The 13,222-nt window shown below is 48.3% G+C and carries 10 protein-coding genes; 7 read left to right on the plus strand and 3 right to left on the minus strand.

From position 1 onward, the window contains the following. Positions 1 to 9 precede the first annotated feature (9 nt). Together JW814_09755 and JW814_09760 are read right to left on the minus strand one after the other, a co-directional pair. Positions 10 to 930, minus strand: coding sequence for a DUF4105 domain-containing protein (locus tag JW814_09755; protein ID MBN2071728.1), 921 nt, complete (start codon positions 928 to 930; stop codon positions 10 to 12). Positions 931 to 995: 65 nt separating this feature from the next. Beyond that, positions 996 to 1,469, minus strand: coding sequence for a PaaI family thioesterase (locus JW814_09760; protein ID MBN2071729.1), 474 nt, complete (start codon positions 1,467 to 1,469; stop codon positions 996 to 998). Positions 1,470 to 1,613: 144 nt separating this feature from the next. Between JW814_09760 and JW814_09765 the strand changes: the two genes are divergently transcribed. The 7 genes from JW814_09765 (at position 1,614) to JW814_09795 (ending at position 10,050) form a co-directional block, all read left to right on the plus strand. After that, positions 1,614 to 2,033 carry an ATP-binding protein gene (locus tag JW814_09765; protein MBN2071730.1) on the plus strand — a complete coding sequence of 140 codons (420 nt, stop codon included), beginning with the start codon at positions 1,614 to 1,616 and terminating at the stop codon, positions 2,031 to 2,033. Then, positions 2,020 to 2,304: an STAS domain-containing protein gene (locus JW814_09770; GenBank protein MBN2071731.1), complete on the plus strand. Its 285-nt coding sequence runs from the start codon at positions 2,020 to 2,022 to the stop codon at positions 2,302 to 2,304. The genes JW814_09765 and JW814_09770 overlap by 14 nt, the downstream gene beginning before the upstream one ends. Positions 2,305 to 2,519: 215 nt before the next feature. After that, a complete protein-coding gene (locus tag JW814_09775) occupies positions 2,520 to 3,068 on the plus strand; it encodes a sigma-70 family RNA polymerase sigma factor (GenBank protein ID MBN2071732.1) in 549 nt (182 codons plus the stop codon). A gap of 8 nt (positions 3,069 to 3,076) precedes the next feature. Next, positions 3,077 to 3,859: a hypothetical protein gene (locus tag JW814_09780; GenBank protein MBN2071733.1), complete on the plus strand. Its 783-nt coding sequence runs from the start codon at positions 3,077 to 3,079 to the stop codon at positions 3,857 to 3,859. Between the two features lie 92 nt (positions 3,860 to 3,951). Continuing rightward, a complete protein-coding gene (locus tag JW814_09785) occupies positions 3,952 to 5,916 on the plus strand; it encodes a hypothetical protein (GenBank protein MBN2071734.1) in 1,965 nt (654 codons plus the stop codon). 110 nt (positions 5,917 to 6,026) lie between these two features. Next, positions 6,027 to 9,011, plus strand: coding sequence for a hypothetical protein (locus JW814_09790; protein ID MBN2071735.1), 2,985 nt, complete (start codon positions 6,027 to 6,029; stop codon positions 9,009 to 9,011). A 40-nt stretch (positions 9,012 to 9,051) separates the two neighbouring features. Next, a complete protein-coding gene (locus JW814_09795) occupies positions 9,052 to 10,050 on the plus strand; it encodes a PrsW family intramembrane metalloprotease (protein MBN2071736.1) in 999 nt (332 codons plus the stop codon). A gap of 26 nt (positions 10,051 to 10,076) precedes the next feature. On the opposite strand, the gene JW814_09800 is transcribed toward JW814_09795, so the two are convergent. Next, entirely contained in the window at positions 10,077 to 13,202 is a 3,126-nt protein-coding gene (locus JW814_09800) for a CHAT domain-containing protein (protein MBN2071737.1), read from the minus strand. Between the last annotated feature and the right edge of the window lie 20 nt (positions 13,203 to 13,222).

The following is a 13,222-nucleotide window of genomic DNA, read 5'->3' on the forward strand; positions in this document are numbered from 1 at the left end:
TTTCGATTGTCAGTCTTCCTGTTCTACTTCTCTTATCCTCAGGGAAAAGCCCTTACCACCGGCATATTTCCTGACCCTTTCGTTCACCTGAAACCGTTCTCTTACCTGGTCGATGGATCCTTCAGCATCGATAAGTCCGAGAGTAAGCGCTACTTTATCGGAATAGCCGGGCAGAAAAGTATAGAGACCGCCTGGGATCTTTTCAGAGGCAACAACATTGGCATGTTCGAGGATATTCGTCGTACAGTTGTTCCAGATCGTGTTGTAGAACTCCGGTTCCCTGCCCAGCCTTTCAGCCCTTTCAGTAATATCAATGAACAGTTCCCGTGCTTTTTCAGGAGTCGTGATCAACGGATAGATATAAACGATATCGTCCCGGCACAGGGCACGCAATGTTATTATATCATTCTCATCGGCTACTATATAGATCAGTTCGAATCGTTTCATCATCCCTTTCCAGATCGAATATGATTCATCAGATTCGCGCCTTGCTTCGACCGATACCGCGACAAAAGATGAATCTCCGAATTGGAAGCTGAGGAATGGATGCGCCGGGCCTCGCCGTTCCGGATTGAATAGTGATATGACAAGCCACACATTTTTCATATCGCGCAAGTCATACCTGCCGCTGCGCCACGCCGTGGAGGCAGGTCCTCCCCCATCGGGACAGTGATCGAAATGCCTGACATTGGTGATCGATACTATTGAGTCTTCGATAGAGACAGAGACGACTTCGGCCTGGTCCACGGCCCAATTTCGGTCACCTGATGGCCTGATCATGCTCCAGGCCGACACCGCGAGTACAATTGGAATTATTATTAACATCAGTCTTTTTAACTTCATGCGACGTAAGATCCCTTCCTGGAGAAATATCTTCTTTTTTACTATCCCGGCTCTTTCGCCGGCAATAAATATCTTCATACCAGCCATTAAAGAACTCTGTTTCATGATCACGGCGCCGGGATATCCCTCTTCACTTCCCGCTGGCGCTGGATTCAATCATTCGGCAGCATATTTTCCGGCATCCTGACTGCTATGACCGTCCCTTTCGCGCATATTTTGCCCCCTGCTGAGAGAGTCTCACTGATAACTACCTTTTTACCCGATATTTCTTCTACTTTTCCGCGTATCTCGAGAGGGACTCCCATCGGCGTCGGACGCAGGTAATCGACTTTCAATGAAGCCGTGACGAAACGGAGGGGAGGATCCGAAGACATCTCCCTTCCTTCGGCTCGGTATGAAGCCGCCGAAGCGGTACCAGTGCCGTGGCAGTCTATCAGCGAGGCTATAAGGCCCCCATATACATATCCTGGAATCGCAGTGTGGCAGGATCGGGGTTCAAATAGAGCTATCGATTCCTCTCCATCCCAGTAACTCTTGATCTGCAGGCCTTCTTTATTCAACCTGCCGCATCCATAGCAATGGCTCAGGTCATCGGGGTAATAATCCTGAAACGCTTTTCCCTTCATAAATAATGCCTCCTTTAGGAAACAGAATAATAACATCCTGATCTCAATACTCCGAAAGGAAAATTTACTTGCATTAACTTCACTGCGCAGCTAGGCTGTGTGGGATTTATCACAAAAGACCGACCAGGGGGATCCGGCTGAGTTTTGAAGAAATCATTCGAAAGAAGCATCGATTCACTTGAATCGATTTTCAGTTTTATCGGAAAGTTCGTCGCTGATAACGATCTTGATGAGGCCATGTCCTTCAACCTCAACCTTATAATAGAGGAATTATTCACCAATCAGGTCAGGCATGCCGCCGGAGGGACAGATCACATCGATATCTCACTCGGTTTCAACAGGTCTGCTCTGAGAATAGATATTGAAGACTTTGACGTTGCCCCTTTTGATCCCTCCGAAAGAAACCCAGTCGATACGAATGAACCGATAGAGTCACGAAAAAGCGGCGGCCTGGGAATTCACCTGGTAGAAAACCTGACTGACGATCTGAGGTTCGAGAATGTTGATGGCATATTACGTATAACCGCGACTATTAATATGGAGGACACCGATGTTCGACATTAGAAAAGATGAAAACGGGATTATTAAATTCCAGGGTAAACTTGACGCCTCTAAAGTCGAAAAAGCCAGGGCAGTCCTCGACGCAGTCACTGGCTCGGCATCTATCGATTTCGGCGAACTCGATTATATCTCAAGCGCGGGGCTGGGAATCCTTCTTGCCACGCAGAGACGGCTGATGAAATCAGATGACAGGTTAAAACTCCTCAATCTCAACCAGCATATCCGTAATATTTTCAAGATCGCGGGTTTCGATTTAATCTTTGACATCGAATAAGTTATAGCGTAACATTTCTTTTACATCACTTTACAGGAAAGACACCTTTCGGGAACTAAACCGACCACATTACGCGACATAGGTCGTCTGGCGTGTCTGTCATCTGATTTGGGGGTCAGTATATCTATAACAGGTATTTTGTGCCGGGATGTTTGGTCGATATCTGACAAAAAGGGATTTTTTTCGTCAAACTTTTTATTTTCAGGATTGTAATTATGTCGGAATGCGATTCATTGCTCGTAGCGGAAAGTTTAAAAGGCGACAGGAATGCCTACGAAGCTCTGGTGAAGAAATATGAGAAAAAGATTTTCAATCTCGCGTTCAGGATAACAAACAACTATGAGGACGCAATGGATATAACCCAGACGGCATTTATAAAGGCATATGAAAAGCTCGACAGCTTCGACCCGTCGTTCAAGTTTTTCAGCTGGCTGTACAGGATTACGACGAATGAAGCGTTGAACCTGGTAAAGCGTAACAACCGGTCCAGACCCCGGTCAGGCGAGACATCGATGAGTGTTATCGGAAATATCACTTCATCTCAGCCGAACCCCGAAGAACAGATGATAAAGAATGAGACTTCAGGCAGGGTCCAGGAGATGTTGATGAGACTCAAGGACGACTCGAGAGTGATCATAATATTGAAACATTTCGTCGATATGTCTTACAACGAGATCGGTGATGTGCTGGAGATTCCTTTGACAACGGTCAAATCGAGACTTTACGACGCAAGGCAGGATCTGGTGAGACTTCTAGCCGAATAGGGTATGTGATGTTTGATGACAAATACATGATATCACTTATGAACGCTGAAATAGACGGAGTCATTTCTCCCGAGGAAAAGCTCGTTTTAAGAAAACGGCTCGATTCCGATCCGGCGGCAGTTAAATTCTATCACGGGCTATGCAAGGCCACCTCGATGCTCGACGCTGAAGAAGATCTCGAACCCCCCGAATCACTGAAGGAAAATATCCTCCGTGAAATATTCGGTCCATCCGAGCAGATTATCGATGATCGAAAGATCACATCCCTGGGTAAAAGATTCAAAGAGATGCTTTCCTGGAACAGACGATACGCATATGGATTCACGACAGGTCTCGTAGCCGGCGCTCTTATACTGGCAGCCGTCCTGCTTGGTATCGACAGGGGCATTTCAATTGATTTGGCCGATTTTTACGCTGCGGTCGGTATCAGGGAAAACAATATTGGAAAGATCGATGATCTTTTCCAGTTCGTTGATGAAGATATCTCAGGAATCATTCGCTCGAGTTTTGATACGGACAGGTTGGTAGCGAAAGTCGAGATTTCGTCACGGTCTCAGCTCGAACTGGTCTTCGATCTGGCCGGTTCTACCCGGATCACGGGACTTGCCTGTCCAGGGAAAGGCCTTCCGGAATTCGAATCGTCAGGTAAGCGGCTTAAAATAGTCCATAAGGGTGATTCCCGGTATCTGGTCACTTTTGCGAGTGGTCCTGAAGAAAGCCCGGAAATCAATTTCAGCATTTTCAGGGGTGGCAGAATGGTCTCCGGAAAAAAATTTCCGGAATCTAACTAGATCTTTTTCGACAATCAGACAACTTTAGGGACTTGAAATTGTAATTAAATCAGAAAGCGGCAGATTAAACCTTTAATCAGGGAGGTCAGGAAATGGGAAAGAAGTTCCTGCTGGGTATAGTGATCATCGCAGTTCTCGTGATCGCTTACTTCGCGTTCATCTATCCCCCCGCGTCGGATGAAGATGCCCGCGGGACGATAGGTGCTGTCGAGAAGCACAGGGATACGCAGATGACTGAGAAGGATGTCCTTCTCGAAGGACAGGAGAATGAATCGGATTACACCGAAGATCAGCTCCTTTCCGTCGAGGAGATGGCGTCCCTCTTCGAAAAGGCTTCACTTCAGGAAAAAGTATCCCTTATGGAGAAAACATCTATCGAGGAAAGAGTATCCATTCTGGAAAAAGCATCACTCCAGGAAAAAGTCTCCATCTTTGAAAAATTCTCCATCGAGGAAAGGGTATCTATTTTCCAGCGTTTCTCGCTCAGCGAACGCAGCAGCATACTGAATCGCTTCTCGATCGAAAGTGACGCATTCGAAAAGATGTCTCTCCAGGAGAAGTCATCGATCATGGGCAAATTCTCGATCCAGGAAAAAGCTTCGATCATGGAAAGAGCGTCGCTGCAGGAAAAAGCTTCGATCATGGAGCGGCTTTCACTTCAGGAAAAAGCCTCGATCCTCGAAAAAGCGTCTATAATGGAAAAAGCCTCGATATTCAACAGGGCTGAGATCCAGGAAAGGCTTTCATTCCTTGAAAAAGCCTCGATCCAGGAGAAAGCTTCGATATTCAACAGGGCTTCGATCTTTGAAAAAGCTTCGATCCTCGAAAAAGCCTCGATCCAGGAGAAAGCTTCGATATTCAACAGGGCTGAGATCCAGGAAAGATCTTCCATATTCAACAGGCTCTCCCTGGCTGAAAGATCAAGCATCCTCAATCGCTATTCAATAGCGGCCGATGCTTTCGAGAAGATGTCTCTCCAGGAAAGATCATCGATCATGGCAAAGTTCTCGATCCAGGAAAAAGCTTCGATTTTCCAGAGAGCTTCGCTGCAGGAAAAGGCTTCGATCATGGAAAAGGCTTCGATCCAGGAAAAAGCCTCGATCATGGAAAGAGCTTCGCTGCAGGAGAGATCGTCGATCCTTCAGAGAACATCGATCCAGGGAAGGGCATTCCTCTTCCAGCGAGCCTCGATCCAGGAAAGGGCATCCTTGATGGAACGGGCTTCACTGGAGGAAAAGTCCTCCATATTCAACAGGTCGAATATCCAGGAGAGATTGTCGATATTCAACAGGTTCTCGATACAGGAAAGAACGAATATCCTCAATCGTTATTCAATAGCCGTCGACGCTTTCGAGAAGATGTCTCTCCAGGAAAGAGCTTCCATAATGAACAAGTTCTCGATCCAGGAAAAGGCTTCTATCATGGAAAAGGCTTCGCTGCAGGAAAAGTCATCAATAATGGAAAGACTTTCACTGCAGGAGAAAGCTTCGATAATGGAGAAGGCTTCATTGCAGGAAAAAGCATCGATCATGGATCGTTTCTCCCTCCAGGAAAAAGCTTCGATCATGCTCAGATCCTCAATCCAGGAAAAAGCCTCGATATTCAACAGATTCTCACTCGAGGAAAGAGTATCGATGCTCGAACGCGCCTCTCTGGAGGAAAGATCCTCGATATTCGGTCACTTCACTCCCCAGGAAAGGGTAACTATCTTCAATCGGCTTTCCCTTCAGGAGAAGAGTGAGATCATGAACCGTCTTTCTACTTCGGTGGAGACTTTCGAGAAGATGTCCCTGCAGGAGAAATCATCGCTGATGGACAAATTCTCAGTCATGGAAAGGTCTTCGCTTCTGCAGAAGGCTTCAATCCAGGAGAAAAGTTCAATCTTCGAAAAATTCTCTCTTCAGGAGAAAGCGTCTATTTTCAACCGTTCAAGCATTCAGGAAAGAGCTTCCATAATGGAAAAAGCTTCTTTGCAGGAAAAAGCATCCATATTCAACAGGGCTTCGATCCAGCAGAGAGCCTCGATAATGCAAAGGACATCTCTCGTCAGGGACTGATCCGGACGGAGAAAGATAAAAGAACAGGGGAAGAGGTGGAAGATTCCCCGGCATCATCGCCGGGGAATCTTCCTGCTGTTATTTATGATCATAAAACAGGTCTGGAAACGATGAAAAAGATAATTTTTACCGCGTTGTTCGCTCTGATTATTACCGTGACTCTCCTGTCAGGCGCCGGGACCGCCGAAGAAAACGGGAATAAAGACCAGGAAATCAAAGTCCAATACCTCTCTCTCAGAACAAGAAATCTTCATCTCTTTTATTTTTTCAAGGACCAGGAATATATCCTTGGACATCTCTCGCGATGTTTCGAAAACGCTCTCCATTATCACATGGATTTCTTCGATTATACTCCGAGCGGAGAAGTAACGGTATTCTTCAATGATTCTGATGACTACGGCTACGCTGGAACGACAACGATCCCCAATAACTGGCTAACGCTCGGGATCGAACCATTTGAATATGTCTACGACACCTGCCCGACCAACGAAAGAATGAACTGGGTCATGAATCACGAGCTGGTCCACGTCGTTGCTTCCGACCAGGCAACCGGATTGGACAGGTTTTACCGGAGGTTGTTTTTCGGCAAGGTAGCTCCCACGGCCGAGGACCCCGTCTCCATTATATACAGTTATCTCACCAATCCTCGCAGATACGCCCCCAGATGGTACCATGAAGGTATAGCGGTATTCATGGAGACATGGATGGCCGGGGGAATCGGAAGAACTCTTACAGGTTATGACGAGATGACATTCAGGGCCATGGTTAGGGATCGATCTTTTTTCTATGACATAGTCGGGCTCGAATCGGAGGGCACGGCCAAGGATTTTCAGATCGGACAGAACTCATATCTCTATGGAACAAGATTCTTCAGTTACCTCGCCCTGAAATACGGTCCTGAGCGCCTGATCGACTGGGTAAAAAGGGACCCTGGGAGCAAGGGATATTTCTCAAGTCAGTTCAGACATGTCTTCGACAGGTCTCTCGGCAGTGAGTGGTCCGAATGGATCAGGTTCGAACACGAGTGGCAGCAGACCAATCTTGATTCGATAAGAAAATACCCCGTGACTCCGTACAGGGAACTATCAGGCAGGCCACTTGGGTCTGTCTCCCGTGAGTTTTTCGACCCTGAACATCGCAAGCTCTATACGGCGGTCAATTTTCCCGGCGATTTCGCGCATATTGAAGAGATCGATATAGATACGGGGAAAGCGAGAAAACTCTGCGAGATAGCTACGCCAGCTTTGTACTACGTGACTTCTCTCGCGTACGATCCGTCTTCCTCAACCCTGTTTTTCACGACGGATAACAGCAAGGGGTGGCGTGACCTTAACAGCGTCGATATCGCCACGAGTAAGACGATGGTCCTTATGAAGAACAACAGGACCGGGGATCTCGTGCTGAACAGGAAAGACAGGTCCATATGGGGAGTGCAGCATGATAACGGACTGTCAAGGATTGTCGCTTTTCCCCACCCTTATAATGACGGATTCGAAGTCATGGCCCTCAGGTATGGCAAGGATATCTTCGACTTGGACATCTCCCCTGACGGAAAATATCTCACCGGGACGCTCGCTGAGATAAACGGAAGCCAGAAACTTGTCAGGATGGAGATAGAGAAACTACTCGCCTACGACACATCTTACGATCTGCTGTGGGAATTCCCAGATAATAACGTGGCTAATTTTGTTTTTTCCCCATGCGGAAGATACCTCTTCGGGACATCATATTATACCGGGACGTCTAATATATTCCGTTATGATCTTGAAACGATGGCAATGGAAGCGATAAGCAACTGCGAGGTCGGAGTCTTTCGGCCACTTCCGATATCAGCCGATTCCCTCGTCGCTTTTCGATACACGGGAAAAGGTTTTCTTCCGGTGATGATGCCGAACCAACCGATCGAAGATGTCTGCGCGGTAAAATATCTTGGACAGGCAGTCGTAGAAAAGCATCCGATTGTCAAAGAATGGAAACTGGGATCACCGGCCGATGTCGATCTTGATTCCCTTACTATCTACAAGGGCGAATATCACATGGTCAGATCGCTCGGACTCTCCTCGCTCTATCCGGTTGCCGAAGGGTATAAGGATTACCCCGCCTTCGGGTTCAGGTCGGACCTTATGGATCCCGTTGGGATTAACAGCCTCGATCTATCTCTTTCATGGTCTCCTGAAGAGAAGCTTGCCGAAGACGAGCGGTTGCACGGCAGATTTAAATATCTCAGGTATCCGTGGACTCTCAGCGGAGCGTGGAACCGCGCCGATTTCTATGATTTCTTCGGGCCAACAAAGATAAGCAGAAAAGGATATTCGCTCGCTGTTAAATATGATCACTCCTTTATCACGGACGCGCCGAGGAAGCTTTCCTACTCGGTAAGAGTCGCCGGATATGGCAATCTTGAAAGACTCCCCGATTATCAGAATATCTCCACTTCCTTCGATGAATTCTACACGGCATCGGCAAGACTCGATTACAGCTGCCAGCGCGCGACGATCGGACGGATAGAAAGTGAAAAAGGGATAAAGTGGAGTTTTGAGGCTTTTGCCAGCAGTATCAGATCAAAGATATATCCCCTGGCTCACCTCGATCTGGACTACGGGCTGCTCACACCATGGGACCATTCATCTCTCTGGCTGAGGACATCTTTCGGATATTCCCCCGGCAAACGCGAGGAACCATTCGCGAATTTCTATTTTGGAGGATTCGGCAACAACTGGATAGACCACGGGCCATTCAACAGGTACAGGGAATATTACAGTTTTCCGGGAGTCGAATTGAACGAAATAGGCGGCACGAACTACACAAAGGGAATGATCGAGTGGACGCTACCTCCCCTGCGGTATAAAAGTTTTGGAATACCGGCATTTTACTTCAACTGGTCAAGGCTCTCGTTCTTCACAGGTGGAATCGTCACGAACCTTGACGATGATATTTTCAGGCGGAAAGTAGCTAACGCCGGCAGCCAGCTTAACACCAAGATCGTGCTGTTTTCATCTCTTGAATCAACGATTTCGGTCGGTTACGCTGTCTCGGTAGAGGAAGGACGGGGACCGGAGGAAGAACTTATGGTCTCCCTGAAGATCCTTCGATGATCGGCAGCCATTTCTGAATCGGAAACCGGGGGAGCAGTATTTGAGATATCTTTTCAGTTTTCTGCCTGTGATTGTATTTCTGCTGGCTCTGAAAAGTATGGACAGCTACAAGCTGGTGAGATTCAGGGCGATCGTTCTTGCCCTCCTCGCGGGGGTCGTCTTCGCTCTCCTGAGCATGGTAATAAACAGGTCTCTTATCGCCACAATATCGATCGAGACAGCCGATTACTCAAAATATATCGCTCCGATCGTAGAAGAATCGTTGAAATCTGTCTATATCGCCTATCTGATCGCGTCAAGAAGGACAGGGTTTCTGGTTGATGCCGCGATTTTCGGATTCGCCGTCGGGGCGGGCTTCGCGATTATAGAAAACAGTTATTATATCATCGCGCTTGGAAATAATAACCCGCTTATCAGCATCATCCGGGGATTCGGACCGGCGATAATGCATGGAGGGACGACAGCGATTCTTGCCATCGTCGCTAAAAATATTTTCGACCGCAAATCAAGTCACTCTTTCTCTTTTATCTTCCCGGCACTATTGCCTGCTGTAGTGATACATTCGATCTTCAATCATTTCCTCGTCTCTCCTGTAATATCGGCAGCGGGGCTCGTCATTATTCTCCCGTCCCTTATGATCGCCGTCTTCACCAGGAGCGAAAGATCCCTTTCAAGGTGGCTTGGCATAGGCTTCGACGCCGACGCCGATATGCTAGAGATGATAACGACTGGCCAGATACTCGATTCTCACGTCGGGAAATATCTGATTTCGCTTAAAAACAATTTTTCAGGAGAAGTCCTCGCTGATATGCTTTGCCTGCTCAGAATTCATCTTGAATTGTCGATAAGAGCCAAGGGACTCCTTTTAATGAAGGAATCGGGGTTCACCCCCCCGCCCGATCCTGAGTTGAAAGAAAAATTCGTGGAACTCAATTACCTTAAAAGCAATATAGGCGGCACCGGCATGCTGGCGATGCATCCTCTTCTGCGCTGGAGCAGCAGAGACCTTTGGCAGATGCACATGCTTGAAAACCATTGAGACTGCTGCCAGGATCAATCCCGGGTTCAGTTCTTCCTGTAGTCACTCCCCCCATCCCCGATGAGAATAAAAGCCGACCAGTAGAATGGGTGTTCGTACGGTCTGCTTCCATCTTCATCTTCGAGATTCATAAGCCAGTTCTTGGCTTCCGTAAGGGCCTCTGCCTTCGGCATAGGCGTATTTTCCCCGCCGTTTCTTACATCGGTGTATGCTCCGAAATAATTCTCATAAAACCGTTTCATCAACCTGGTAGTCGCTCTATCCTCGACTTTCCAGAGACTGACCACCATGCTTCTCGCGCCAGATTGAAAAAAAGCGTGCGACAACCCGATATATCCCTCTCCCGCGAGCCTCATACCAAGCCCGGTCTCACACGCGCTCAAATTGACGAGATCGGCGTCGAGATCCCATTCGCGCACTATCTCTCCCGCGGAAAGCAGCCCGTCATATATCCTCCTGCCCTCGAGAGCCGCTTTCACAGGATCTGGAAGTCCCGCTTGTGACAGGACCAGAGATGATCTCTCCGGATACCGGTCATCTATCAGGGCATGGGTAGCAATATGGATGATCGAAAAACTTGACAGTGTTCCCTTTACGGCGAAGTTCGCCAGATTCTTCTCCGACGCGTCCGGTCCGAGCAGAACGACCGATTCCCCGGATATTTTCGCTATCTCTTCTATCTCCTCGCGGCTTCCAGCAAGCCGGGGCAGCCTGGCTATCGCCGCCGAATCGCGGGAATACCCCCCCCGCTGCCTCGCCTCGTCACTGGCGCCGTCCATTTTCACCATTTTTAACAAAGTATCGGGTGCCTCGATATCGTTCGACATCACAACGAGATCCTCCCCGGAGAATGGAGGATCGCCAACGAGAAGCGCTTTTTTTGATTTATTCCGATTCCTTTTCGATCCCTTCTCCGCGAGCCATGCCGAGATAGTAGCCGACGGTGCGTACGATATCGTGTATTTCTCACAAAGATAACTGCCATCGCTATCTACGAGCGCTTCTACCGGAAGGCCAAGCATCGCCCCCGATGGTATGATTATCAGTCTCTCAATGTCCTCGAGTTCCAGGGAGAGGGGAGCCATCCTTTCTTCCCAGAATTCCTTTGAGCGTTTCGCCAGAGCCTCGATATGGATTCCGGCAGAAGCAAAAGACCTTCTCAGGTCATACCCTCTTCTGAAGGGCGACCCGGATCGTTCACGACCATCGGGGCCGAGCCTCTCCCATCTGACTGGCCCGTTCTTCCTGATGACATATCCCCAGGAGGAATATTCGCCCTTCTTTTCCTCGACATCGAGCCATCCGATCATCGCTGTCTTTCCCCGCAGGCTTTTCTGGATCTTCTTAAGCTGATAAGCCATCCCTCCTGTCATGGGGTATTTTTTCGCCATCCTGCTCTGGACCTCGCTCAACCGTGCCTGCGCTCTGAGTAATTCGTCGTATGCTTCCGAGGCTTTTTTATCGGCCTCTTTTGATCCTTCTTCCCCCGCGGCTGTTTTTAAGACGGCCAATCTTTGCTCAAGTCCGCCGATCTCCCTTCGCATCGATTCGATCGTCTCAGCTTCCTCTTCAGTGAATGGCTGCTTGCCGGATACGGACAGCAGTTCGGCAAGTACCCTGCCCATCTCCCTTTCGGCATATTGCCACGCCTTTTTTTCCCGGCCTGTTGAAAGAAGGACATCCGCCAGTCTTGAATATGGTGATTTCTGGAACGTCACCCTGCCAAATCCCGTTCCTACCCTGAGCCTCGACGAATCATATACCTTTATCGCCTGGTTAAGAAAAGGTTCCGCATCTTTATATTTCCCCTGGGCGAGATAGTGATTTGAATAACTGAAAAGACACATTGATATATAAGGATGATCCTGCCCGAGAAGATCTTTGAAAAGAGAAAGAGATTCTCCATAATATTGCTCCGCCTCCTGATAATTCCCTCCATCCCTGTAATTTCTCGCGAGGTTGAGAAGAACGATTGCCGACTCGGGATGGTTATCCTTTGATATTTCGCGTCTGATTCGCAGAGCTTTCAGGTACAGTGGTTCCGCTTTCTCATATTCTCCCGTATCGTGAAACAGGTCAGCGAGATTATTGTAAGATGCAGAGACTATCCCGTCAGTCTCGCCGAATATCCCCTCGAATATTTCTATCGCCTGGCGATAAAGCTGCTCCGCTCCGGCATAAAACTCCCTGTCCTGAAGAAGGCTGCCAAGGTTAAGCATTACTATCGCCCTGTCAAAGGAATGATCGTCCTCGAGCTGAGAATATATATTCAACGCCTGGCGAAAAAGTGGTTCGGCTTCCTGAATATCCCCCTTCGCGACAAGAGTTGTCGCCAGGTCGTTCATGCAGCTGGCTACGTCAGGGTCTATTTCTCCCCACATCTGCCGGTAGACGGCAAGCACGCGCCTGAACAGAGCCTCCGCTTCGGCAAGCTCTCCCTTATCCTTGAGGAGACTTCCCAGGCTGCTCATCACCCATGCCGAATTCTCCTGATCATCTATCTCTTCAGAGGAATAGATCGCGTACGCCTCGCGGTAAAGAGTATCAACATCTTCCATTCTTCCCATCTCATGGAGCAATATTCCGAGATTGGTAAGATCCTCCGCTACGAAAGGATGCATCTTTCCGAGGATCTCCCTGTCCAGTTCAAGAGCCTTGCGATAATATCTTTCGGCCTCTTCCCTTCCTCCCGAATAATCATGGAGGAACGCGGTGACGGTGAGGATCCTGGCAAGCTCGGGACATCTGGCCCCAAGGAAGTTCTTTTTTATATCGTACTGTTCATTTGTGATCGCGATCGCTTTTTCTATTTCGTCTTTGTCGTAAGCTTCTTCATAGATGGCGTTCATTCCATCCGCCCTCGCCATTTCATTTTTTTCTCTCTCCGTCAGGCGATTGATTTTAAAAAGGGTCGCGACGAGCCTGTCTAAATCTTCAGTTTCGAATTTCCTGATTCCTTCTGTCACTGGCGCTTCGCTTAAGAGATATTCCGCGATCTTAAGCGCCTCATCGTAGCGGCCCTCGATCCTCAGGACAGAGATGCTGTCGGAAAGAGCTTCCAGAAAAGCTGTATTTTCAGCGGCCATAATCGGGCAGCACAGGTTTAAAAGCATTCCCATAGCAAACGGGAAGAGAACCAGTGTCCTTTTCATCGCGTTCCTCCGGATGGACG

The sequence above is a fragment of the Candidatus Krumholzibacteriota bacterium genome, from assembly GCA_016932415.1.
In the GTDB taxonomy this organism is placed as follows: Bacteria; Krumholzibacteriota; Krumholzibacteriia; order Krumholzibacteriales; family Krumholzibacteriaceae; genus Krumholzibacterium.

Excerpts from the sequence above, each read along its gene's own strand:
- JW814_09790 (MBN2071735.1), top strand. The coding sequence starts at position 6,027 with ATGAAAAAGATAATTTTTACCGCGTTGTTCGCTCTGATTATTACCGTG.
- JW814_09760 (MBN2071729.1), bottom strand. The coding sequence starts at position 1,469 with ATGAAGGGAAAAGCGTTTCAGGATTATTACCCCGATGACCTGAGCCAT.
- JW814_09775 (MBN2071732.1), top strand. The coding sequence starts at position 2,520 with ATGTCGGAATGCGATTCATTGCTCGTAGCGGAAAGTTTAAAAGGCGAC.
- JW814_09800 (MBN2071737.1), bottom strand. The coding sequence starts at position 13,202 with ATGAAAAGGACACTGGTTCTCTTCCCGTTTGCTATGGGAATGCTTTTA.
- JW814_09785 (MBN2071734.1), top strand. The coding sequence starts at position 3,952 with ATGGGAAAGAAGTTCCTGCTGGGTATAGTGATCATCGCAGTTCTCGTG.
- JW814_09770 (MBN2071731.1), top strand. The coding sequence starts at position 2,020 with ATGTTCGACATTAGAAAAGATGAAAACGGGATTATTAAATTCCAGGGT.
- JW814_09755 (MBN2071728.1), bottom strand. The coding sequence starts at position 930 with ATGGCTGGTATGAAGATATTTATTGCCGGCGAAAGAGCCGGGATAGTA.
- JW814_09780 (MBN2071733.1), top strand. The coding sequence starts at position 3,077 with ATGTTTGATGACAAATACATGATATCACTTATGAACGCTGAAATAGAC.